We start from the raw sequence: 22,131 nt of genomic DNA, 5'->3' as shown, positions 1-22,131 counted from the left end.
TGATTATATAAATTGTGCAACTTCTGTAGAACCGCTCATTGCCGTCGTAGAAGAAGTTCCTCCAGAAATGACTTGCGTAATTTCATCAAAATAGCCTGTTCCTACTTCACGCTGATGTTTCGTAGCCGTGTACCCTTTCACCTCGTTTGCAAATTCTGCTTGTTGAAGTTTCGAGTATGCCGCCATTCCGTTTGTTTTATAGTCATGTGCTAGTTCGAACATGCTATTGTTTAATGCATGGAATCCAGCAAGTGTTACGAACTGGAATTTGTAACCCATTTTTCCTAACTCCACTTGGTATTTTGCAATCGTCTCATCGTCTAAGTTTGCTTTCCAATTGAAGGAAGGTGAACAGTTATATGCAAGTAATTTCCCAGGAAATTGTGCATGAATGGCATCAGCAAACTGTTTTGCTTCCTCTAAACTCGGGTGCGACGTTTCACACCAAATAAGATCTGCGTAAGGCGCATATGCTAAGCCACGTGTAATTGCTTGCTCAATACCTGGTTTCGTGCGGAAAAATCCTTCTGGCGTTCTTTCTCCAGTAATAAACTCTGCATCTCTTGGATCAATATCACTGGTTACCATATCTGCTGCGTCCGCATCTGTGCGTGCGATTAATACAGTTGGTACACCAGACACATCCGCTGCTAAACGAGCCGCAATTAAGTTACGAATTGCGTTTTGTGTAGGAAGAAGTACTTTTCCTCCAAGATGACCACATTTCTTTTCAGACGCTAACTGATCTTCTAAGTGAACACCTGCAGCCCCAGCTTCGATCATGCCTTTCATTAACTCAAACACATTTAATGGTCCACCAAATCCAGCTTCTGCATCAGCGATGATTGGTGCAAACCAATCGAAATGATCTTCTCTGCCTTCTGCTTGATCAATTTGATCGGCACGTTGTAATGCTTGATTAATACGTTTTACAACTGCTGGCACACTGTTTGCGGGGTAAAGGCTTTGGTCTGGATACATTTGTCCTGAAAGATTAGCGTCTGCCGCTACTTGCCAACCACTTAAGTAAATCGCTTGAAGTCCCGCTTTTACTTGTTGCACTGCCTGATTTCCTGTGAGGGCTCCAAGCGCATTAATAAAATCTTCCTTGTGTAAAGAATTCCATAAACGCTCCGCACCTTTGCGAGCTAGCGTATGTTCGATTTGTAAGGAGCCGCGAAGCTTAATCACTTCTTCCGGTGAATATGGACGTTCAATCCCCTTCCAGCGATTCTCTTGATCCCACTCTGCACGTAATTGTTCGACTTGTTGTTGTCTAGTTAACATTTTTATCCGCCTCTTTTCATTTAATGTATGAAACAGTTAAAAACATTACTTTTATACTGTTCCATAACAGTTAGTTTTCTTGTAATCTACTATATAACAATATTCAGAATTTTGCATAGACTTTTAGACGAATGACTGTTTTAAGAGGATGAAATACAAATAAGGTGGATGAACGACGAATTTTCATACTGGAGGGAAATGGATGGAAATATCGAAAGAACAATTTCTACAATATATCGCTTTGTTGGAAGATTGGATCCCAAAAGAGGCTTCTATCGCTATTGCATCAAGGGATGAGTACGTTTATTTCGACGCAAAGAAGCAAAATCTACAGTTAAAGATTGGGCAAAAAGTGAAAGAAGAAAGTATCGCTGAAATAGCTATACAGACCTGTTGTAGAACAGAGGGTATCATAGAGGATTTCCTTGTAAGTGAACCTTATTACGGAATAGCCTATCCAATCAACATTTTAGGGGAAACTGGAGCTCTTATTGTTATACTGCCGCCAAAACACCCTATTATAAATCCCCCCCCTTATCGATTCCTAACAGGGAAATTAGAAGAAGAATGGCGACCAATACCAATCGAGAAAATTGCATACATGGAGAGTCTTCAGAAAAAAACATGGTTTTATGCAAATAAAGAACCTTATAAAACGAGCATTCCGCTGAAAGAATTACAACAACGCCTACCAGAATCATTTTTACGCATACACCGATCTTATATTGTCAATGTAGCTTTTATCGATCGAATCATCCGAGACTTTTCTTCTAATTTATTAGTGCTACTCCAAGATGGTACGGAACTTCCTATAAGTCAAACGTATACAACAGATGTTCGGAATGCTTTAGGGTTTTAAACGCGAAAGAGCTACCTCAAGCGGAGAAAGCTCTTTATTGTATTTAACTATTAACAGATACTTGCTTCGTCGATCTACTACCAACTGTCAGTACAACGATACTGCCAAGCAATAACAAAATACCAATCCAGGAAGTCGCACTTAGTATTTCTCTTACGATAAAGACCCCCAACAATGCTGCAGTCGTCGGTTCAGCAAGCGACAGTGTTAAAGCAGATGAAGAAGGAATCTTATTCAATCCTCTTCCATATAACACATATGCCACACTCGTCGTTGCAAGCCCTAAATAAAAGATAATCCCTACATTTCCACCGTTCTGTAACCAGCTAACATCATACAAAAACCAAAACGGTAATAACAAAACAGCGCTAGCCGAAAAAGTCATAGCAACAGCAGGAATCGCTTCTTCCTTTTGTAAAATTGATTTACTAGACATCGTATATATTGCAAATCCAATTCCTGCAATAAGCGAATACATAACCCCCACCGGATTAACCGTAATTCCCCCTTTATTCATAAACAAAAAAACGCATCCTAATAAGGCGAAAGCTGTAGAAATAACCCAAATTTTTGACGGCCTCAATTTTAGAAATATCCACTCGATTAGTCCTGAAAATACAGGGGCACTTCCGATTGCAACTACACTGGCAATTGCCACTCCTGTTAATTTTACAGACGAAAAAAACAATAGTTGGAAAAGCGATATACAAATCGCGGCATAAATCGTCTCTTTCCATGGCCAACTATTAAACTTAATTTTCTTCAACAGAATCATCGCAATTAATAAAGAAAAACCACCGACCGCAGAACGCCCTGCACTAATCACAAATGGATGCGCATTTTCCGGTAAAAACGTTTGCGCTGTCCCTGTAGTCCCCCATAAAATAGCGCCCAATAGTACAAATATGTATGGTATAACAGACAATCCCATCGCCCCTTCTTTAGAATTCTCTTTTTACTTTCAATATAGCACATATTGAGATAGTGCCCATCGTATCTTATACTTATATAGATAGGAGGCATGCCCCGTGTATATGACAGTAGAAGAAACTGCGAATTATTTATCGATGCCTATTGAACAAGTGAAACGCTATATTGCTGAAAAAAAGATTCGTGCAATCTTCGATGGAGAAGATTATTACATTAATAGTGCCCAATTCCAAACACATTTGGAGCAAGTAGAAGAGTTAAAACGCCAAATTGACGAATGGCGAAACACACCCATTCCGGATGATATTGATGTGAAAGATGAGGATTAATATTTAAATGCATATTAAAAATAAATGACTTCGACGCAAATTGTCGAAGTCATTTTTTGTATTAAATCGTAATAAAAAATCCTGCACGTTTTCCAATAATTTCTGCATAGTCTTCTACCATGACACTTGCAGTTGGATACATTCCGGCTCCCGGTCCTACTAATGTTAATGTGCCAATGTAGTTTGTATCTAGTGAAACAGCGTTATTTACTCCTTCTATCGCGTATAAAGGATGATCTGGACCTACAAGTTGTGGTCCAACTGATGCAAATAGTTCCCCGTTTTCATCTTGCTCAATTTCTGCAACATGGCGGTAACGAAGACCTTCTTGCTTCGCCTTTTTCACATCCTCAAGTGAAATTTCATCGATTCCTACTACTTTTACATCGTTCCAGTTTGGCTGTTTACCAAAAGCGAGCGCACTTAAAATCATTAATTTACGGAAGGCATCTTGACCAGAGACGTCATTATATGGATCTGCTTCCGCATATCCTAGAAGCTGTGCTTCTTTTAAAGCATCTTCAAACTGGCATTCATCTACACGCATTTGCGTTAAAATATAATTGGACGTTCCGTTTAAAATCCCTTGAATTTTCTTCACTGAATTGACTTGGAGTAAATTTTTCAATGTTTTAATGACAGGAACTCCACCAGCTGTAGTTGCTTCATACCCGACAAATACGCCGCGTGATTTTGCACGCTCTTGTAATGGGATACTATATTTGGAGAACATCACTTTATTTGCCGTAATGACGTGACATCCTTTATCGATTGCTCGACATAAATAGCTATACGCTGGTTCTTCGTTGACAATTGCTTCAAAGACTACTTGAAGCCCTTGAATATTAATAATGTCCTCAAAATCATCTGTTACTAGTACACCAGGCGTTGCTATTCTTTCTTTTGACAGGTTATTGACAAGAATAGCGCTAATTTCGATGTCCAACCCTAACGACTTTTTCAAGTCTTCTCTCTTTTCGTTGACAATATGATAAATCCCTTGGCCGACTGTTCCGAAACCTAAGATTGCTGCTTTTATTTTCGCCATACTTTCTCCTCCAACTAAATCTGCACAATTGAGCGTTTTTGTATTTAAGATTGATTATTTTATATATTGTAGACTATTTGCGCCCAATTAACAACAAAATTCTATCTAGAGAGGACATTTGTTTTTTCCACAAGTACTTTATCTAGAGCATTTTGTAAGTCCTCTACTGCTTCTAACCCAACAGACAAGCGGATTAGATCCTCTGTAACACCTGTTTTCACCAAGTCTTCTGGTGTTAACTGTTGATGCGTTGTAGACGCTGGGTGAATGATTAGTGATTTAGCATCCCCTACGTTTGCTACATGTGACCAAATTTCAATATTATCAATAATGTGGCGACCAGCTTCTTTTCCACCTTTTACGCCGAAGTTTAAGATCGAACCAAATCCATTTTGTAAATACTTTTTCGCTAGTTCATGGGAAGGATGGTCTTCCAATCCTAAGTAGTTCACCCATTCTACGCCTTCATGGTTTACTAAGAATTCGGCAATTTTTTGTGCGTTTTCATTGTGCTTAGGAACTCGAAGATGTAGTGTTTCTAATCCTTGTAAAAACGAAAAGGCAGCTTCTGGACTTAAGGATGGACCAAAATCACGTAAAAGCTGTACACGTAATTTAATCGCGAATGCAACACTTGGTACATCAATTCCATATCGTAAACCATGGTAAGTTACATCTGGATCTGTAAATCCTGGGAATTTATCTGAGTTCCAGTCAAAGTTTCCTCCATCGACCACAATTCCACCGATTGTTGTTCCATGTCCACCAATCCACTTCGTTGCGGAATGGATTACCACATGAGCTCCGTACTTAATTGGGTTCGTTCCGTACGGAGTAGCGAAGGTGTTATCTATTAATAGCGGTACACCTACGTCATTTGCAACCGCTGCTACTTTTTCTATATCCAATATATTTAAACTTGGGTTACCAATTGTTTCTGCGAAGAATCCTTTTGTTTTGTTTGTCACTGCAGCTCGGAAGTTTTCCGGATTTGTAGCGTCAACGAATTTTACCGTAATGCCGTAACGAGGCAATGTATGTGCGAATAAATTAAATGTACCTCCGTATAAATTTTCTGCTGCAATTATTTCGTCCCCCGCTCCCGCAATATTCAAAATGGAGAACGCAATTGCCGCCATACCAGAAGATACCGCAACCGCTGCTGTTCCACCTTCAAGAAGCGCCACTCGTTGCTCGAAAACATCAACAGTCGGATTCATAATACGAGAATAAATATTGCCTGTTTCTTTTAATGCAAAAAGATTTTGTGCATGCTCTGTATCACGAAATACGTAAGAAGTTGTTTTGTGAATAGGTACTGCTCGTGAACCTGTTACTGGATCTGGTTGCTGACCACCGTGCAAAAGAACTGTTTCTTTTTGAAGATTTGTCATTTTGAATTCCTCCTAGAAAATAATTTAGATGGACATATCGGGAAACGGGAGAGGATCTCTAGGACAAACAAAAACCCCTCTTCGATTAAGAAGAGGGGTGCAGTTTCGCATGTTCCTCCTCTTATCTTCCAAATTCGGGTCAACGAATTTGTAGGAATTAGCACCTTTCCGAGTTTAAAACTCAGTGGTTGCCGGGCATCGCAGGGCCTAGTCCCTCCGCCACTCTTGATAAGAGTATTAGATTTAGTTTTCCATCTTGATACACAGTATATGATTTTATGAATCTATCCGTCAAGCATTTTTGTGAAAAATTCTGAAACTTCTTTGTTAGTGGAACGTTAAATGTATTGTAGTTATTGATAGAGAGGTGAGATGATGAGCATTTGGATTTTGATAATTTTAGGAATTGGCTATTTTGTTGGAGCAATGCACGGCTCAAAAGTTGCCCAGGCTTTAAGTGGGGTCAATATTAAAAAAGAAGGGCTTAAAAATTCGGGTGCTTCAAACGCTGCAATAGTTCTTGGAATGAAGTATGGAATTTTGGTTGCTGTAATTGATATTTTAAAAGGTGTTTTCGTTATTATAGGTGTTCGTTTCTTTGTGCAACAATATGGCTCTTTTACTTCCATGGAACAAGATTTATTACTTTATTTAGCTGGAGCCGCTGTTATTTTAGGACATAATTTTCCGATCTACACTGGATTTAAAGGTGGAAAAGGAACAGCTTCGATTATTGGTATTTTATTTGCTATTTATTGGCCAATTGGACTTATTGGACTTTTATTGTTAATCGGTACGACTTTTTTAACAGATTTTTTATTGATTGGTGTGTTTGTATTTTATGCAGTATTTATAGTCGCTTCGATTTGGTTTGCCGAAGGGGTTGCCCCTATTGCAGTCGCAGGTTTTTTATTCGCGATGGCAGTTGTTTTACATATCGAAAATTTTCGTCGCCTAGTCCGTAAAGAAGAACCAAGAATATCCGCGTTCTTGAAGAAAAAGAAACCGTCCGTATGATGAAAATGAAGAAAATGAGGTGGATCGTGCTTATTCCTTTACTAGTAGTTATTTCAGGCGGAGTTGGTATGTGGATGGTCACGAGTAAATGGCTAGATGACGGACTGGAGCCGAAAGCAGATGGTTCCAATGAATACGCAATCGTGCTCGGAGCTAAAGTGAAAAAAGGGAATATCCCTTCACTTTCTTTGCAATATCGGTTGGAAGCTGCACTTGCTTATGCGGTAGAGAACCCTCATGTGAAGCTTGTCGTATCTGGTGGACAAGGACTTGATGAAGATATTGAAGAAGCTATAGTAATGAGAAACTTTCTTATAGAAAACGGAATCACGGAGGATAGAATTATCGTGGAAAACCAGTCAACTTCCACTTACGAAAACTTGTTATTTTCGCAAGAATTATTGCCTGAAAATGTGAAATCGGTGACGATCATTACAAGCGATTACCATCTACATCGTGCAAAAATGCTTGCTAGTAAGCTCGGTTGGAATACGGATGTCGTGGCTGCGGAAACGCCGAAAGTGATAGAAACAAAAGTACGATTGCGTGAGAGGGCTGCGCTTTTGAAGACTTATATTTTTGGAAAATGACTCCGGGCTTCTAGACGGAGTTTTTTGGTCATCTCCGAAACTATTAATTTTAAATTATATAAAGTATCATTGATTTTGAAGGTAAAGACTAAAAATTTTTACTTTTCTTTTTTTACAATTTGAAGTTGACCTCTCTCTTATCAGGTAAAACAAATAATAAGGAGTGATAAGTGTGAAATCACAAATTATCCAATCTTTCGGTGAACCATCTGTATTTCAGTATAAGGAGATTTCAAAACCTGAGCTACAACCTGGACATGTACTTATCCAAGTTAAGGCTACAAGTGTAAATCCCATTGATACGAAAGTCCGATCTGGTGCAGTTCCAGCCGTTGCACCTGAATTTCCAGCAGTCTTACATGGAGATGTGGCAGGTTTGGTATGTGCAGTAGGTGAAGGTGTGACCGAGTTTAAAATTGGTGACGAAGTATTTGGATGCGCGGGTGGATTTAAAGGGACGTCTGGCGGTGCTCTTGCAGAGTTTATGCTGGCAGATGTTGACTTACTTGCTCATAAGCCAAAAAATTTGACGATGGAAGAAGCTGCAGCTTTACCACTAGTCTCTATTACCGCTTGGGAAGCACTATTTAATCGGGCAAAGCTTGTACCCGGACAAGATATCTTAATTCACGGAGCTACCGGAGGAGTAGGGCACATCGCCATTCAACTAGCTAAATGGGCGGGAGCGACAGTCTATACAACTGCCTCTTCGCAGGAGAAGTTAGAAATCGGTACTGACCTTGGCGCGGATGTAACGATTAATTATCGAGAAGAAAGCGTTAGTGACTATGTACAAAAATATACAAACGGGATAGGATTTGACCTCGTCTTTGACACAGTAGGAGGTGAAAACCTTGATCGCTCTTTCGAGGCAGCAGCACTCCATGGAACAGTAGCGGCCATTGCTGCTCGTTCGACTCATGACCTCTCTCCTATGCATTCGAAGGGGCTTTCTCTCCATATTACTTTTATGTTATTGAAAATATTAAACAAAGATATGCATAAACATAATGGTGAAATTTTGAAGAAAGTAGCTAAGGTTGTGGAGGAAGGGAAGCTGCGACCGCTTTTAGATTCCAAAGTTTTTACCTTTGATGAAGTCGCAAAAGCACACGAATATTTGGAGTCAGGTAAGGCAATTGGAAAAATTGTTTTGAAAAATAGTTGGTAATATTATTGTAAACTTGAAAAAAGCTTCCCCTATTCGGAAGCTTTTTTCGTATGGTACCCCTTTTTAGAAATAGCCCCCGTTATTTCAGAGTTATTTTCAGTTAAGAATATAACCTAAAGGTAGCTGTACTATAGGCTATTAAATTTCCTTGTTCGTCGATTACTTTGCCATTTAAAATTGCTGTATGGTCCGAGCGATGTATAAGCTCACCAATTATTTCAGTTGTTCCTTCGAAGACACTATTTACAAACTTCACTTCCATTTGAATGGTCGATGCCGCCTTCACCCCTAATGTTCTAGATGTTATGCCCATTACTATATCTAGACCAGACATGATAACTCCCCCGTGCAGCATGTCCTTCAAATTAGAAATATCGGGCCTTTTTTGAATTTGAATGATCACTTTCCCATACTCCACGCTTACACATTCAAATCCTATGTACTTAAAAAAGTTAGATTGTTCAAACTCATGTATCAAAGAAGAAAAGTTCATCATACAAACCTCCTGAGCACTATTACTGCCATTTTATCATTGTTTGATCGATTTTATCGCATATTCGCTATAAAAGCACAAAAGCGCGCATATGCGTCTCTTGTGCTTTCTATCATACTATTAACTATTTTGATATTGTACTTTTTCTAAATGACGCTCCATTTGACCTAAATGACCTTCTATATGTTTTATAATTAAATGATCGATTAAAAAAGACAGTGGTTTGCCATCAAAGTTTGGGTTATAGCTTGGTGCAGTTTTACTTAAGTCTTCCGCTTTGACTTTACCTAAAGCTTGCTCTGTAAGAGAAATTAGCGATTCAAGGCGTGTAATAGCTTGTTCTTTCGAAACAGAAGTAACATAATTATCTTCCACAGCAGCCAAGCGTCGAACATGCTCGTGGTTACGTCCCCATTTTGCCCCTGGAACGATTAGTAATGCTTCCAAATCGGCTACCCAGAATTCTACTGCTTCGTTGACATGACAAGCAATTTGCATAAGGGACCATTCTTCTTCAGATGGCTTTTTGTATAATAGGGATGTATCTGTTGTTTCTATTAGGCGAACCATTTGTTCAATAATTGATTTGATAATCTTTGAACTTTCTTTCAAATTTTCTAATGTCATAGTAAAATACTCCTTAGTGTCGGTTTTATACCGTTATTTGTGACGCATTACAAATAAGCAAAAGAAGAAGGGAATGAGTGTAATGTCTAGCAATACAACCATCGGCTCTTTAACTTTAGGAATCCAAATTATCGACGCCGTTGCGCAAAGTGATATTCCTTTAAAATTTTCAGATATCCAAGAAATTACAGGTATTTCCAAAAGTAATTTATACAAGTATTTAAATACATTAACGCAAATGGACTTATTATATCGTGATCAGAAACGTGGATATTTTTCATTAGGCTATAAATTTTTAGAATACGGAACAGCTGCATCGCAAAATGCTGATTTTATAGGAAGATTAACCCCATATTTTAAAGAAGTTAGTAAACTGACCAATATGACCACTCTACTAGCAACTTGGATCAATGATGGACCCGTTATTACGAATATTTGGAATACCAACTACGGGTTAAATATTGGTGCACAGATTGGCACAAAACTACCATTATCCTCGGCTTCGGGTAAAATATTTGCGGCTTATGCCAATTCATTGGAAATAACCAATTGGATTGAACAAGAACAACAATCCATTGATCAATTTAACATTGCTAAATTTCAACGTGAGCTAAAGCAAATAAGGATGGAACATTTTACTTATTCCTTTGAGCCGCTTGTACGTCATGTATCGTCGATCGGCTTTCCAATTCTTAACTACAAACATGAGCTCGTCGGTTCTTTTTCTGTCGTCGGTTTTTCTGAAGATGTTCCTAATGCTTTCGATTCAGAAATTATTCAACGTATTATTTCATTGAGTAAAGAAATGTCTGCTATATATGGATATAAAGAGAAAGAGGAATAACTCCTCTTTCTCTTTTTCTATTAAGCTTTTACCTCGTTTTTTCGAACATTGAAGTAATTGTATAAATGATCCGCCACTTCATAATTTGTAGCTTTATGATTACCAAAAATCGTATTACGTAGTAAAACCGTTATGTCATCTTCCGCATGAATAATTTCTCCCCATTTACGTGCAGACGTTTGAACCATTGCACTACGAGGTTGTCTTTCCGCTTGATATTTTTTAAAGGCTTCATTATAAGTAGCTTCGGTTTCCAATGCTTCACCTATAACATAGGCATCTTCTAGTGCCTGTGCACCACCTTGCGCTAAATATTGTAGCATTGGATGGGCTGCATCCCCTAACAATGTCACATTACCTTCTGTCCAGTTTTCAAGAGGCAAACGGTCAAACATTGGCGAACGGAATTGCGTAGAGATAAATTCTAATGCGCGCTCTACTAATGGATGAGCTCCCTTAAAGCGTTGCGTCATTTCTTCTGGTGTACCCCAGTCTCCTTCTGGTTTGTAGTCATACGTTTTAAATACAACCACTTGGTTATACAGTTCCCCACGACGTACAGGATATTGGACTAAATGTAAGTTTGGACCAATCCACATAATTACATCATCCATTGCTACATCACCTTTAGCAGTGATTTCCTCAATCGGAATTGTACCGCGATAGGCAACATATTCAGAACAAATAGGTTCATCATTTGAAAATAATTTACGAACCTTTGATTTTAAACCATCTGCACCAATAATTGCTTCGGCACTATATGTTTCCCCTTTTTGGTTTGTAACGGTAGCTTGCCCATTAGCTTGTTCAACGGTTTGAATAATTTCGTCATTCATAAATTTAATACGACCATTTTTTTGACATGCTTCAAATAGTACACGATGCAAATCTGAACGATGAAGTACTACATATGGTTGTTTGAAATGTTCTTGGAAACCTTCTGTTAAATCTAAAACAGCTAATTCTTTCGCTGTATAAACATCTTTTAAAACAAGACGTTTTGGAAATACAGAAACTTTTGCAATCTGTTCTTTTACACCTAGTTGATCTAAAACAAATAACGCATTTGCTCCTAGTTGAATTCCGGCACCAACTTCACCAAATTCTGGCGCTTGCTCTAATACCGCTACAGACTTGCCCGTTCTTTGTACAATTGAAAGCGCTGTCGCTAAACCGCCAATTCCTCCACCAACCACAATAATGTCACTGATTTTCGTCATAAATATTAACCCCCCAATATAAATATTATATAAATAGTGAACTAAGTTCCCTTATAATGAAATCTAACCTAATTTTCATGTATTTGTCAATGATTAATCTAAATGTTTAGCATTTTCTAAACAAAATAAAAATTCTATAAAATGCATTGACATACCAATAGATTTTATATTATATTTTCTATAAATAGAGAACATTGTATTCTATTTAGATAAAAGGAGGATTATAATGAAATTAATTAACTATTCTTTCAACGGAACCACACGTGCCGGAGCTATTGTAGATGAACAAGTAATTGATCTAAATTATGCTTACGAAACACAATTGAAAACAGCTGGAGAATATCGTTACAAGGAAATTGCCCATGCATATGTACCTTCTACAACAGATGAACTATATCAAGGGGGGAAAAAATCAATTGATCTAGCACAACAAGCCGTAAACTTCCTGTTGGCTAATCCAACTGCTTCTGCGCAAAAAGCTATTTTTTCACTAGATGAGGTAAAAGTAGAAGCTCCCGTTATTAACCCCGGGAAAATTATTTGTGTGGGACATAATTACCGTGAACATATTTTAGAAATGGGTCGTGAATTACCTTCACATCCTGTTGTCTTCGCTAAATTTGCAAACACAATATTAGGTCCTGAAGATGATATCCCATTTTATCCAATTTCGGAGCAATTAGATTATGAAGCAGAATTTACTTTTGTAGTCGGAAAACAAGCCCGCAATATTTCAGAAGAAGACGCACTAGATTACGTTGCTGGTTACACGATTGCTAATGATGTGACTTATCGCGATATCCAACGTCGCACATTACAATGGCTCCAAGGTAAAACTGTAGACGGTTCTGCACCAATGGGTCCTTATTTAGTCACAGCTGATGAATTGACAAACCCATCTGGTTTAGATGTTGTGTTAACAGTAAATGGGGAAGTTCGTCAAAAAACAAATACAGCTAATCTAGTATTCTCAGTTCAGAAACTAGTGTCATTCTTATCTAATTTGATGACGCTTGAACCTGGAGATGTTGTCTTAACAGGTACACCAGGTGGAGTTGGGGTAGCAATGGAACCGCCTACATTCTTAAAAGATGGCGATATAGTTCGTATTGAAATCGATCAAGTAGGTGTTTTGGAAAATAAAGTAGCTACTGTAGCAGGTACTTTAGTGAATGCTTAATACTTATCATCTTATTTGAAAGGGAGTCGAGGAATTATGGCTGGAGTAACTCCAGAAGTTGCAGAATTTATGAAGAGTCAAATTGTAACAGACTTTACGAAAGAAATTGCTCAATATAACCTTGGACCACTTTGGGAAGCAATACCTGAAATTATGAATAAGACACCAAAACCACACGCGGAAGCCTATTTATGGTCAAAGGAATTAATCGATAAAAAGATGGCTGAAGCAGCAGAAATTTTCACACCAGACCGTGGCGGAGAACGCCGTGCTATTTATTTTCAAAATCCTGGTTTAACTTATCGTAAACCTTGGGGATGGGCATCTACATCTCAAACAATTTATGCAGCTGTTCAAATGCTTCTCCCAGGAGAAAAAGCACCATCTCACCGTCACTCGCAGTCAGCTTTACGCTTCATCTCAAAAGGGACTGGTGCCTATACGATCGTCCAAGGTGAACGTATTTTCATGGAAGAGGGAGATTTCTTAACTACACCTAAAAATCTTTGGCATGGTCATGAACATTTAGGTACCGAGCCGATGCTATGGATGGATGCTTTAGATATTCCAACTCTATATTCAATCGGTGGTACATTCTTTGAACCATACGAAGATGGACTACAACAACCTGGAGTACCAGATAACTTTTCCGAACAACGCTACCGTGGTGGTATGATTCGTCCAGTTGGAGACGATAAATTTACAGTTGCACCTTTAGCAAACTATAAATGGGATCGTACGGTTGATGGTATTAAAGGTTTAATGGCATTTGACCCAGATCCACATCATGGATTTGCTGTCGAGTACATCAACCCATCAACAGGGAAATCTGCGAATCCAACATTAGGAACACGCATGCAACATTTGCCAGCAGGGATGCATACAAAAGCACTGCGCCATACACATTCAACGGTTTATCACGCTCATAAAGGAGAGGGCTACACGGTTATTAACGGCGTACGTTTTGACTGGAAAGCTGGTGACTACTTTGTTGTACCTAACTGGGCTTGGTATGAGCATAAAGCGACAACAGATTCCTATCTATTCTCTGTGAACGATATCCCAATCATGGATCGTTTTGAATTAGAACAAGAGCAGGCACATGACTCAAATAACGGTCATCAAGAAATTATAAGTGAATTTAAAGCAGCATTTCGTTAAAGGCTGAATAGAAGTAATCCCGTAAATGAAGACCACAGCTTATCATTTACGGGATATTTTTATAAATATATGTAAGCGCTTTATCCGTTGGAAATGGATATTCGAAGGTGGTGATATTTAACATATCTTTGAAGGTATTGTTATTTTTAATGGGAGAAAAACGCCTAAAATATTCAAAATATTCTATCTTTAATAAAAGGAGTGTTTTTAATGGAAAAAAAGAGATTTTGGAACTATGAAAATAAATTAACGTTAATCTTCTTCTTTGTAATAGGGTTTGTATTCTTTGACCGTTTATCGATTAACTACTTATTCCCAATGATTTCTGTAGATTTAGGGCTAAACTACACGCAACTAGGTTTACTAGGAGCAGCACTTGCATTAACTTGGTCGATTTCGGGTCCATTAGGTGGATTCATATCAGATAAAGTGAAAAGCAAGAAAGTGATGCTAGCAATTTTAGTACTGGCATTCTCTATAATTTCATTATTACATGGTTTAGCACAAACATTCGCTATGTTATTTGTACTCCGTCTATTAATGGGTATTGTAGAAGGTCCGCTGATTCCGCAAACACAATCGATTTTAGCAATAGAATCTTCAGAGCGTCGTAAAGGGTTTAACTTAGGTTTTACGATGAATACAAGCAACGCATTATTCGGAAGTATTTTAGCACCTATATTAATCGTTGCATTAGCAACTAAGTTCGACTGGCATACTGCATTCTATTTAACGATTATTCCAGGGATTCTATTAAGCTTTGCAATTTTAAAAGGAGTTAAAAATCCAGATCCAACAAAATTTCACTCTATGCATACAACAAAATCTACTGAAAAAGTGAAAGTAAAAGATGTTCTTAAACATCGCAATATTTGGTTATCCATTGTTGTTTTCAGTTTAGTTATGACTACACTAATGGCATTCCAAATTTTCGCACCAACATACTTAGTACAAGCAAAAGGTTTATCTAGTACAACAATGAGTTTAGTAATGGCTTCTTTCGGGGTTGGTTATGCAATCTTCGGTTTCTTAATCCCAACTCTTTCAGAAAGAACGGGTCGTAAACCTGCTTCTGCAGTTTCTGGTTTGTTGTTAATTCTCGTACCACTAAGTATCGTATTTGTAGATTCCATTCCATTAATGATGATTCTGTTATTCATCGGTTCTGCTGGTTCTGGTGTTATCGGAATGTCAATGTCGGTTATTCCAGTGGAGTCTGTTCCACTACAATACTCTGGTCTTGCAATTGGTTTAACAATCGGTATTGGTGAGTTAGTCGGTGGATTCTTAAATCCAATGATAAATGGTGCTTTAGCAGATATGTACGGTATTCAAACACCATTATATGTTGCCGCTGCTGCTGGTCTTGTCGCATTTATATTTACATTATTCTTTAAAGAAACAGCACCGTCTAAAGTCAATCAAACACAGGAATCAGTAGTGAACACTAGTGTTTCAGTACAACCTTAATTCACAAAACACTTAGCCCACTTCTTCCTGATGAGGTGGGCTTCTTGCTAACCTTATATTTTAAAAACTTTAATAATAGAAGGAGAGTTGAATATATGAATAGAAAGTTTCTATTTGTTGTTTTATGCATATTTGTAGTAATAAGTGGCTGTAGTAACCAAGTAGCTGCCGGTAGTGTGAAGACTCAACAAAATCAAATGAACAGCCACCAAAATAATTCTAGCGAAGAAAAGAAATCTGTATTTGAAACAGTTCCTAATGGCTTTCGAGTAGTGACAGTTGGATCAGGCAATCCAAAAACTGAGATTAACCGTGGAGCTCCAAGTACATTAGTCCAATTTCAAGATAAATTTTTCTTAGTCGACAGTGGCGCAAATACAACTAGCACGCTATTAAAGATTGGTCTACCTGCGGAAAAAATTACAAATATGTTGTTTACACATCAACATGTCGACCATAATGGTGACTTTTGGAACTTTTTTATTGATGGATGGCAAGGACCTACAGGAAGGCGTTCTCTTAATCTTATAGGACCTCAAGTCCAAGAACTTTATGATATTACTGTTAATTTTTTCAAGGAAGATTTAGAATACCGCGCTAGTTTAGGCTGGCCAAAAGATGGCCTTTTAACAAATGTGAACATTAAAGATTTCACAGAGGATAAATATAATTTTGAACTTGATGGTGTGAAAATTACATCTATTCCTGTCCCACACACTGTTCCAACCTATGCATACCGTTTTGATGCAAATGGACAAAGTATAGTTATTTCAGGTGATTTAACTTATTCTGAAAACTTCTCCTCATTTGCAAAGAATGCAGATATTCTAGTTATTGATGGAATGCTAACTAGTGATTATACAGACGTACCTGAACAAGCACGGGAAAATTTAAAAAATGGTTTAAAGAAATCTCATGCCACTACAGAAGAACTTGCCAAAATGGCTGCAGATTCAGATGTTAAAAAAGTTGTTCTAACTCATATCGGTCTTGGTAAGGTGGATAATAAAAATATTTCAGCAGTATTTGCAGATGCAGGTTTTAAAGGAGAAATTATAGCTGCTGAAGATGGCCTTGTGATTAATCCATAAGTCTATAATTACCTCAGCATCACTTTTCATTAATTTTTATGTATCGGTTTCCTATAGTTTCAGTTTGCAAATAAAAACTTAGCCCACCTCTTTTAGAAAGAAATAGGCTAAGTTTTTTTGTTGTTCACATTAGGAGTAACTTAAAAATTTACTTCATCGAGTTTAAAAAATCACCTGTAAACTTGTAAACGTCTTTATATTCATCAAGATGCGTCCATTTCCCTAAAAAGCCATGCGTAACGCCTTCGTATCGCTTCACTTCTACATGTACGCCAGCTTTCTTTAAATTCTCACCAAATAGCTCCCCTTCATCTCTAAATGGGTCATATTCTGCTGTAATAATAAGAGATTCAGGAATATCTTCTAAATTTTCTTCACGAATTGGTGAAACGAGCGGATTATCTGTATTAACGTCACCTAACAAATAGAAACTATTAAGTTCCGCTAATTGATCACTTTCCACGAAATACCCTGTACCATTTTCCACTAATGATAGGTAACGGAATTCACTAAAATCAAGGTCTAATGATGGATAAAATAACACTTGCTTTGTAATTGTAAATTCCTTTTTGTCACGGGCCATTAAAGAAACAGCAGCAACTAAGTTTCCACCAGAGCTATCACCCGCAAGGGCCAGGTTATTACCGTCCCATTTTAATGCATCCTTCTGTTCTGTTACCCATTTTGTTACATTATAGCTATCATCTAGCGCAGCAGGAAAAGGATGTTCAGGAGCAAGACGAAAATCAACAGCAATGACTTTATAGCCAGATGCTGCACATAAGGAACGTGCTACATCATCATGACTTTCTAAGTTTCCAGAGAAGAAGGCACCGCCATGGAAATACATTAAAACTGGGTAAGCGTCTGCTTCTTTTGGTGTGTAAATACGAACAGTCAGCTCTGCATCAGGCGTTGACACTGTTTTGTCTTCGACATGATATACTTGTTCCCGTTGTTCAACTGGTAAAGATGGTGCATCGAATATTTTACGATGTTCTTCTGGTATCACCTTTTGTTTTGTATCTGGTTTTGGAATAAATTCTAGAATCTTTTTTATCTCTGGATGTACAGGCACTATGAGAACCTCCTTATTTTTTATCTTTCTGATTCATTTATAAACGAACGGAATTCCTTACCTATTCAATAGGTAAGGAACTTGTTATTTTAAGTAAATTTTTAGAAGTGCGCTTTTTCTGGGAAAGCAGTTTCAGCTTGATCCGATGGAAATAGACGAGATAGTTCTTGGTAAAGCTTCGTAATTGGTTTGCGTTTCTCTTCATAGTTTTGTAGTGCTTCAGCAATTGTATCCGCTTCCAGTATTGCTTTTGCTAATACTTCCGCATCTTGCATGGCCATGTTTGCGCCTTGCCCTTGATTGTGAAGCATTGCGTGAGCCGAATCACCAATTAGCGTAACTGATTTCGTGCTCCATTTATCAATTGGTTCTAAATCACATAATGGACGAGTCACAATGTCTTCAAATGCGATATTCTCTACTAATTTTTGAAGTGTTGGACCGAAACCTGTAATACTCGCTAAAATCTCTTCTTTTGTTAATTCTGGTTTCCATGCAAATTCACCTGGCACTGTTATATCTACAGATACTTGATTGCGATGCTCTAATGGCAATAAATAAAAAGAGTTATCACCGTCTACATAAATTCGTAAAATATTGTCCTCTGAAGCCAAACCAAGTGCATCGTCAAAGTCAATTAATACACGGTGTGCAAGATAGCCTGAATATACCGGCTCCACATTCTTTAAAACCTGATTACGGACAGTTGAACGAATACCATCTGCTGCTATAACAAGATCTGCTTCAATTGTTGTACCATTTGCAAACGTAACTTCCGCATAATCTCCGTGATCGATAACTTTCTCACAACGATGATTTAAATGAATTTGATCTTCTGGAATACCCGAAACAATTGTTTCTAATAGGTCTGCACGGTGAACTAGACGAGCGTATGCTTCTGTTTTGTCATCAGTTAGTACCGGCCATGCTTCTTTAATAAGAACATGATCATCTCCTGCAATAATTTCCATGTGATCACTTTGTGTCGTTACTTTTTCTAACGCTTCATATAGACCCCATTCCTTAAAGCATCTCACACTTGGCGGCCGGATCCCAATTCCCGCTCCAACTTCCTTCATAGATGATGCTTGCTCATACACGTCTGCGCGAATTCCTTTTGCCTTTAATGCAACTGCAGCTGATGCTCCCCCAATGCCTCCACCAATAATTGCAATTCTTAATTGAGCTTTAGATTTCATGAACATTTCCCCCTATTTGTGTTTTTCACACCAATTTTTTATTCATACACCCCAATTGTGAACCATCTCAACGATTCACTGAAAAAGATAACTTGTAATCATCTGCAATATGGACAGCCTTTCTCCAGCCTATTAGGCGGTCATTACGTGTGTACAGCTTGGTTTCCGTTACCAGAACAGGGTCTCTGTCTTCAATGTCTAAAACCTCTGCTACCATTTGGCTCGCACCAGATGCATAAATTTGATGATCTCCTCGAGAAATGAGGATCCCCTGTTCTCTCTCAAGAAGTACAAAGACACTCTCAGCTTCTTCAAGCTCCCGTTTACCCGGTTGGAAATCCTCCGGTACAAGCAGATAAGTTTGTGCCCACACGAGCGGTTTCCCTTTAAGCATGATTAAACGAGAAATTCTCAAAACGTTGTCATTCGGCTCAATACGAAGGATTTCACATAGATTCTCTGTAGGTAATACCCAGTCAACACTTAATATTTTCGATTTGCAATCCATCCCTTGATCACGAAGAAAACCAACTAGTCCCCCTAACTCTAGCCCCGGAGGTCGTACCGGCATTTCCTGAACAGGAAAAGTGCCCTTTGCTCGCTCTCGATAAACGTACCCCTCATTTGCAAGCTCCTTCAATGCCTGGCGGACAGGAGCCCGACTCACACGGAACCGCTCCACAAGCTCATGCTCCGTACTAAATGGACGACCCGTCTCCCCTGCTGCCTCCTGTAGCTCCTTTATCAATATTTCCTTAATCTGTTTGTAAAGTGGCACCCCCGATTGCCGGTCAATAGTAAGTTTTAGTGCATGTCTAGTCATTGCTGTACTCCAATCGTTTCTTTTTGTAAGCCAACATGTAGCTTAAGCGGTGCTGCAGTGCGTTCTTGTACGTATTCAAATGAAACATTTGGGGCAAGTTCTAAAACAATAAGTCCATTTTCTGTTACATCAATTATTGCAAGATTTGTATAAATTCGATCTACACAACGAGGAGTCGTTAGTGGATACGTACATTCTTCTACAATTTTTGGTCCTTGCTTACTTGTATGTTGCATGAACAGGAAAACACGTTTACTACCCGCAGTAAGATCCATTGCGCCGCCAACACGTCCAAGCGTTGCGTTTGGAAGCTTCCAACTTGCTAAGTCACCATACTGTGATACTTGGAATGCCCCAAGAATTGCTGCATCCAAGTGACCTCCACGAATCATGGCAAATGATTCCGATTGCGAGAAGAATGAGCCACCAGGTTTTAGCGTAATTGGCTCTTTTCCTGCATTTACAAGATCCCAGTCTTCTTCACCTAATTCTGGTTTTGGTCCTAATCCGAGAAGTCCATTTTCGCTGTGTAAAATGATTTCCTTTCCTTCGGGAATGTAGTCCGCTACAAGTGTCGGTAAACCGATTCCAAGATTCACGAACCACCCATCTTCTAAATCTAAAGCTACTCGCGAGGCTAGTTCTGGCATTGACCATCCAATTTGCTCTTGATCTTTACTCATGTACTAATACCTTCCCTTCGCTTTCCAATTGCACTAAACGATGTACGTAGACGCTCTGGGTAACAATCGTTTCTGGATCGATTTGTCCAATTTCTACAATTTCGTCCACTTCAGCAATTGTAATTTTTGCCGCTGTCGCCATCACTGGGTTAAAGTTACGCTGTGCCTTGTTATAAACAAGATTTCCCCAACGATCTGCACGATGTGCTCTAACAAAAGCATAATCGCCTACAATCCCATGCTCCAAAAGATAGTCACGGCCATTAAAATTGCGTGTTTCCTTTCCTTCTCCAAGCTCCGTTTGCACCCCTGTTGGTGTATAAAAAGCTGGAATTCCTGCTCCACCTGCCCGGATACGCTCCGCTAGTGTACCTTGAGGGACAATTTCTAACTCAATCGTCCCTTTTTGAAGTCGCTCTACTAAATCGTCAGCGTGAGGGCCTACTGGGAAAGAGCAAATGATTTTCTTTACTTGGTTGTTACTAATTAGCGAAGCTACACCATCACTTACAGCACCTATATTATTGGATACAACGGTCAGATCTTTCGTGCCTTTCTCTGTAAGGGCTGCGATAAGTTTTAAAGGGAGTCCACTGCCTCCAAATCCCCCAACTAAAAGCGTTGCTCCGTCCTCCATATCAGCTATGGATTGTGCGACGTTTTCATATTTTTTCTGGATCATTCTATTTTCCCCCTTTCATTTATTTCTTCTTGATAACCATGCATCGTAACAAAGAATGTGCAAGGTAAATGCCTTGGATCCCCTGTATAACCAAGCTCCGCTGCAATGGATTCAAACGGTCCATATAATCCGTCGCTTTCGTTCGTCCGTGTATCTCCTGCAAGATGTCTCTGCACGATGTCCACCAACTTGGCATCCATATCTAGGCTTGCTCGGAGAACAGATGTTACTTCATCACCAGTGATTTGTGCACTTTGCAGTTCACCCTTGATATTACGGAATGGATGCCCTAAGTACAAACGACTTGGACGAACTTCTTCCAATAAACGATGTATACTTTCACGGTATAGCCTCGGCTTTTCAATCGTAGGTAAGCCACTTAAGCCCCCATACATTTGGACCGCATCCGCCGCAAATGCAAAGTTTAGACCATCTAATACAAATGTTACCGACCCAATGGAGTGACCGGGTGTTTCTACAACAGTTAACGATAAATCACCACCGAGGCTGATCTGATCGCCATCTTTCACTTCAAGTTCAGGTTCTATATTGCCACCAATATCCGTTGTTAACATGGCCATATGCTTTTCTTGTATCGCTAGATCGGTAATATATTTCCCTTGCAAAGCTTTGTAATCGACAATCTGTTCATTACGATTTCGTAATAATCTAGCTTCTTTTTTCGGAATTACTACTTTTGCGCGGCGTCCTGTCTTTTCCCATACTGCATAAGCACCACCGAGATGATCCACATGACCATGCGTTAATAGAATCCAACGAATGTCCTCCATTCGTATACTGTGTTCAGCTAGAACCGGCTCAATGTCTTGCGTTGCAGATATATGAACACCTGTATCAATGATTGCCGGTTCTATCGCATCCACATAATAAGCGAATGCAGAGACTGGACCAAATTTACATTCAATGGGAATAATACGTACTGAATTTTCCAATC

At 38.8% G+C, this 22,131-nt stretch carries 23 protein-coding genes and 1 riboswitch; of the genes, 10 read left to right on the top strand and 13 right to left on the bottom strand.

Features of this window, described 5'->3' with window-relative positions:
- Window positions 1-3: 3 nt before the first annotated feature.
- The gene (gene aceA / locus ACIQ38_RS15570; RefSeq protein ID WP_402824867.1) at window positions 4-1,287 is read right to left on the bottom strand and encodes an isocitrate lyase; all 1,284 of its coding nucleotides are present in this window, start codon (window positions 1,285-1,287) and stop codon (window positions 4-6) included.
- Window positions 1,288-1,489: 202 nt separating this feature from the next.
- Here aceA and ACIQ38_RS15565 point away from each other — a divergent pair, with 202 nt between their 5' ends.
- A complete protein-coding gene (locus tag ACIQ38_RS15565; RefSeq protein ID WP_402824864.1) occupies window positions 1,490-2,146 on the top strand; it encodes a LytR/AlgR family response regulator transcription factor in 657 nt (218 codons plus the stop codon).
- Window positions 2,147-2,189: 43 nt separating this feature from the next.
- Here the strand turns inward: ACIQ38_RS15565 and ACIQ38_RS15560 are convergent, their stop codons facing one another.
- Window positions 2,190-3,077, bottom strand: coding sequence for a DMT family transporter (locus ACIQ38_RS15560; RefSeq protein WP_402824861.1), 888 nt, complete (start codon window positions 3,075-3,077; stop codon window positions 2,190-2,192).
- Between the two features lie 97 nt (window positions 3,078-3,174).
- Here ACIQ38_RS15560 and ACIQ38_RS15555 point away from each other — a divergent pair, with 97 nt between their 5' ends.
- The gene (locus ACIQ38_RS15555; RefSeq protein WP_402824858.1) at window positions 3,175-3,405 is read left to right on the top strand and encodes an excisionase family DNA-binding protein; all 231 of its coding nucleotides are present in this window, start codon (window positions 3,175-3,177) and stop codon (window positions 3,403-3,405) included.
- Window positions 3,406-3,466: 61 nt separating this feature from the next.
- On the opposite strand, the gene ACIQ38_RS15550 is transcribed toward ACIQ38_RS15555, so the two are convergent.
- Together ACIQ38_RS15550 and ACIQ38_RS15545 are read right to left on the bottom strand one after the other, a co-directional pair.
- Window positions 3,467-4,453, bottom strand: coding sequence for a homoserine dehydrogenase (locus ACIQ38_RS15550; protein WP_402824855.1), 987 nt, complete (start codon window positions 4,451-4,453; stop codon window positions 3,467-3,469).
- A 101-nt stretch (window positions 4,454-4,554) separates the two neighbouring features.
- Window positions 4,555-5,847: an O-acetylhomoserine aminocarboxypropyltransferase/cysteine synthase family protein gene (locus ACIQ38_RS15545; protein ID WP_402824852.1), complete on the bottom strand. Its 1,293-nt coding sequence runs from the start codon at window positions 5,845-5,847 to the stop codon at window positions 4,555-4,557.
- Window positions 5,848-5,965: 118 nt separating this feature from the next.
- Window positions 5,966-6,082, bottom strand: a riboswitch (SAM riboswitch).
- 140 nt (window positions 6,083-6,222) lie between these two features.
- Here ACIQ38_RS15545 and ACIQ38_RS15540 point away from each other — a divergent pair.
- From ACIQ38_RS15540 to ACIQ38_RS15530, 3 genes are all read left to right on the top strand, one after another.
- The gene (locus tag ACIQ38_RS15540) at window positions 6,223-6,864 is read left to right on the top strand and encodes a glycerol-3-phosphate acyltransferase (protein WP_402824849.1); all 642 of its coding nucleotides are present in this window, start codon (window positions 6,223-6,225) and stop codon (window positions 6,862-6,864) included.
- On the top strand, window positions 6,861-7,454 hold the full coding sequence (locus ACIQ38_RS15535) for a YdcF family protein (protein ID WP_402824846.1): 594 nt from the start codon (window positions 6,861-6,863) through the stop codon (window positions 7,452-7,454). Before ACIQ38_RS15540 ends, ACIQ38_RS15535 begins: the two co-directional genes overlap by 4 nt.
- Before the next feature lie 172 nt (window positions 7,455-7,626).
- Window positions 7,627-8,625 carry a zinc-dependent alcohol dehydrogenase family protein gene (locus ACIQ38_RS15530; protein WP_402824843.1) on the top strand — a complete coding sequence of 333 codons (999 nt, stop codon included), beginning with the start codon at window positions 7,627-7,629 and terminating at the stop codon, window positions 8,623-8,625.
- A 100-nt stretch (window positions 8,626-8,725) separates the two neighbouring features.
- On the opposite strand, the gene ACIQ38_RS15525 is transcribed toward ACIQ38_RS15530, so the two are convergent.
- Together ACIQ38_RS15525 and ACIQ38_RS15520 are read right to left on the bottom strand one after the other, a co-directional pair.
- The gene (locus ACIQ38_RS15525) at window positions 8,726-9,118 is read right to left on the bottom strand and encodes a PaaI family thioesterase (RefSeq protein ID WP_402824840.1); all 393 of its coding nucleotides are present in this window, start codon (window positions 9,116-9,118) and stop codon (window positions 8,726-8,728) included.
- A 120-nt stretch (window positions 9,119-9,238) separates the two neighbouring features.
- Window positions 9,239-9,745: a DinB family protein gene (locus ACIQ38_RS15520; RefSeq protein WP_402824837.1), complete on the bottom strand. Its 507-nt coding sequence runs from the start codon at window positions 9,743-9,745 to the stop codon at window positions 9,239-9,241.
- Window positions 9,746-9,827: 82 nt separating this feature from the next.
- On the opposite strand from ACIQ38_RS15520, the gene ACIQ38_RS15515 reads away from it, so the two are divergent.
- Window positions 9,828-10,589 carry an IclR family transcriptional regulator gene (locus tag ACIQ38_RS15515; RefSeq protein WP_402824834.1) on the top strand — a complete coding sequence of 254 codons (762 nt, stop codon included), beginning with the start codon at window positions 9,828-9,830 and terminating at the stop codon, window positions 10,587-10,589.
- Between the two features lie 20 nt (window positions 10,590-10,609).
- Here the strand turns inward: ACIQ38_RS15515 and ACIQ38_RS15510 are convergent, their stop codons facing one another.
- A complete protein-coding gene (locus tag ACIQ38_RS15510; RefSeq protein WP_402824832.1) occupies window positions 10,610-11,809 on the bottom strand; it encodes an FAD-dependent monooxygenase in 1,200 nt (399 codons plus the stop codon).
- Between the two features lie 226 nt (window positions 11,810-12,035).
- On the opposite strand from ACIQ38_RS15510, the gene ACIQ38_RS15505 reads away from it, so the two are divergent.
- The 4 genes from ACIQ38_RS15505 to ACIQ38_RS15490 all read left to right on the top strand — a co-directional run bounded on the left by ACIQ38_RS15505 (window position 12,036) and on the right by ACIQ38_RS15490 (window position 16,711).
- Window positions 12,036-12,989, top strand: coding sequence for a fumarylacetoacetate hydrolase family protein (locus tag ACIQ38_RS15505; RefSeq protein ID WP_402824829.1), 954 nt, complete (start codon window positions 12,036-12,038; stop codon window positions 12,987-12,989).
- A gap of 36 nt (window positions 12,990-13,025) precedes the next feature.
- Complete coding sequence (locus tag ACIQ38_RS15500; protein ID WP_402824826.1) at window positions 13,026-14,150, top strand: cupin domain-containing protein; 1,125 nt, start codon at window positions 13,026-13,028, stop codon at window positions 14,148-14,150.
- A gap of 210 nt (window positions 14,151-14,360) precedes the next feature.
- Window positions 14,361-15,620 carry an MFS transporter gene (locus ACIQ38_RS15495; protein ID WP_402824823.1) on the top strand — a complete coding sequence of 420 codons (1,260 nt, stop codon included), beginning with the start codon at window positions 14,361-14,363 and terminating at the stop codon, window positions 15,618-15,620.
- Between the two features lie 95 nt (window positions 15,621-15,715).
- Window positions 15,716-16,711: an MBL fold metallo-hydrolase gene (locus tag ACIQ38_RS15490; protein WP_402824821.1), complete on the top strand. Its 996-nt coding sequence runs from the start codon at window positions 15,716-15,718 to the stop codon at window positions 16,709-16,711.
- Between the two features lie 148 nt (window positions 16,712-16,859).
- Here the strand turns inward: ACIQ38_RS15490 and ACIQ38_RS15485 are convergent, their stop codons facing one another.
- The 6 genes from ACIQ38_RS15485 to ACIQ38_RS15460 form a co-directional block, all read right to left on the bottom strand.
- Complete coding sequence (locus tag ACIQ38_RS15485; RefSeq protein WP_402824818.1) at window positions 16,860-17,789, bottom strand: alpha/beta hydrolase; 930 nt, start codon at window positions 17,787-17,789, stop codon at window positions 16,860-16,862.
- A gap of 101 nt (window positions 17,790-17,890) precedes the next feature.
- Entirely contained in the window at window positions 17,891-18,988 is a 1,098-nt protein-coding gene (locus tag ACIQ38_RS15480; RefSeq protein ID WP_402824815.1) for an FAD-dependent oxidoreductase, read from the bottom strand.
- A gap of 67 nt (window positions 18,989-19,055) precedes the next feature.
- On the bottom strand, window positions 19,056-19,811 hold the full coding sequence (locus tag ACIQ38_RS15475) for a GntR family transcriptional regulator (protein WP_402824812.1): 756 nt from the start codon (window positions 19,809-19,811) through the stop codon (window positions 19,056-19,058).
- Window positions 19,808-20,494 carry a 3-oxoacid CoA-transferase subunit B gene (locus ACIQ38_RS15470; protein WP_402824810.1) on the bottom strand — a complete coding sequence of 229 codons (687 nt, stop codon included), beginning with the start codon at window positions 20,492-20,494 and terminating at the stop codon, window positions 19,808-19,810. The genes ACIQ38_RS15475 and ACIQ38_RS15470 overlap by 4 nt, the downstream gene beginning before the upstream one ends.
- Complete coding sequence (locus ACIQ38_RS15465; RefSeq protein ID WP_402825218.1) at window positions 20,487-21,173, bottom strand: 3-oxoacid CoA-transferase subunit A; 687 nt, start codon at window positions 21,171-21,173, stop codon at window positions 20,487-20,489. Before ACIQ38_RS15465 ends, ACIQ38_RS15470 begins: the two co-directional genes overlap by 8 nt.
- Window positions 21,173-22,129, bottom strand: a complete 957-nt coding sequence (locus ACIQ38_RS15460) for an MBL fold metallo-hydrolase (protein ID WP_402824807.1) — start codon at window positions 22,127-22,129, stop codon at window positions 21,173-21,175. The genes ACIQ38_RS15465 and ACIQ38_RS15460 overlap by 1 nt, the downstream gene beginning before the upstream one ends.
- Window positions 22,130-22,131 lie beyond the last annotated feature (2 nt).

Source organism: Psychrobacillus sp. NPDC096389 (assembly GCF_044762855.1).
In the GTDB taxonomy this organism is placed as follows: domain Bacteria; phylum Bacillota; class Bacilli; order Bacillales_A; family Planococcaceae; genus Psychrobacillus.
The sequence above is the reverse complement of the archived record's forward strand: the minus strand, read 5'-3'. Positions and strand labels throughout refer to the sequence as shown.

Coding starts and splice junctions, on each gene's coding strand:
- aceA (WP_402824867.1), bottom strand. CDS start 1,287: ATGTTAACTAGACAACAACAAGTCGAACAATTACGTGCAGAGTGGGAT.
- ACIQ38_RS15565 (WP_402824864.1), top strand. CDS start 1,490: ATGGAAATATCGAAAGAACAATTTCTACAATATATCGCTTTGTTGGAA.
- ACIQ38_RS15560 (WP_402824861.1), bottom strand. CDS start 3,077: ATGGGATTGTCTGTTATACCATACATATTTGTACTATTGGGCGCTATT.
- ACIQ38_RS15550 (WP_402824855.1), bottom strand. CDS start 4,453: ATGGCGAAAATAAAAGCAGCAATCTTAGGTTTCGGAACAGTCGGCCAA.
- ACIQ38_RS15545 (WP_402824852.1), bottom strand. CDS start 5,847: ATGACAAATCTTCAAAAAGAAACAGTTCTTTTGCACGGTGGTCAGCAA.
- ACIQ38_RS15540 (WP_402824849.1), top strand. CDS start 6,223: ATGAGCATTTGGATTTTGATAATTTTAGGAATTGGCTATTTTGTTGGA.
- ACIQ38_RS15535 (WP_402824846.1), top strand. CDS start 6,861: ATGATGAAAATGAAGAAAATGAGGTGGATCGTGCTTATTCCTTTACTA.
- ACIQ38_RS15525 (WP_402824840.1), bottom strand. CDS start 9,118: ATGAACTTTTCTTCTTTGATACATGAGTTTGAACAATCTAACTTTTTT.
- ACIQ38_RS15520 (WP_402824837.1), bottom strand. CDS start 9,745: ATGACATTAGAAAATTTGAAAGAAAGTTCAAAGATTATCAAATCAATT.
- ACIQ38_RS15515 (WP_402824834.1), top strand. CDS start 9,828: ATGTCTAGCAATACAACCATCGGCTCTTTAACTTTAGGAATCCAAATT.
- ACIQ38_RS15510 (WP_402824832.1), bottom strand. CDS start 11,809: ATGACGAAAATCAGTGACATTATTGTGGTTGGTGGAGGAATTGGCGGT.
- ACIQ38_RS15505 (WP_402824829.1), top strand. CDS start 12,036: ATGAAATTAATTAACTATTCTTTCAACGGAACCACACGTGCCGGAGCT.
- ACIQ38_RS15500 (WP_402824826.1), top strand. CDS start 13,026: ATGGCTGGAGTAACTCCAGAAGTTGCAGAATTTATGAAGAGTCAAATT.
- ACIQ38_RS15495 (WP_402824823.1), top strand. CDS start 14,361: ATGGAAAAAAAGAGATTTTGGAACTATGAAAATAAATTAACGTTAATC.
- ACIQ38_RS15490 (WP_402824821.1), top strand. CDS start 15,716: ATGAATAGAAAGTTTCTATTTGTTGTTTTATGCATATTTGTAGTAATA.
- ACIQ38_RS15480 (WP_402824815.1), bottom strand. CDS start 18,988: ATGAAATCTAAAGCTCAATTAAGAATTGCAATTATTGGTGGAGGCATT.
- ACIQ38_RS15475 (WP_402824812.1), bottom strand. CDS start 19,811: ATGACTAGACATGCACTAAAACTTACTATTGACCGGCAATCGGGGGTG.
- ACIQ38_RS15470 (WP_402824810.1), bottom strand. CDS start 20,494: ATGAGTAAAGATCAAGAGCAAATTGGATGGTCAATGCCAGAACTAGCC.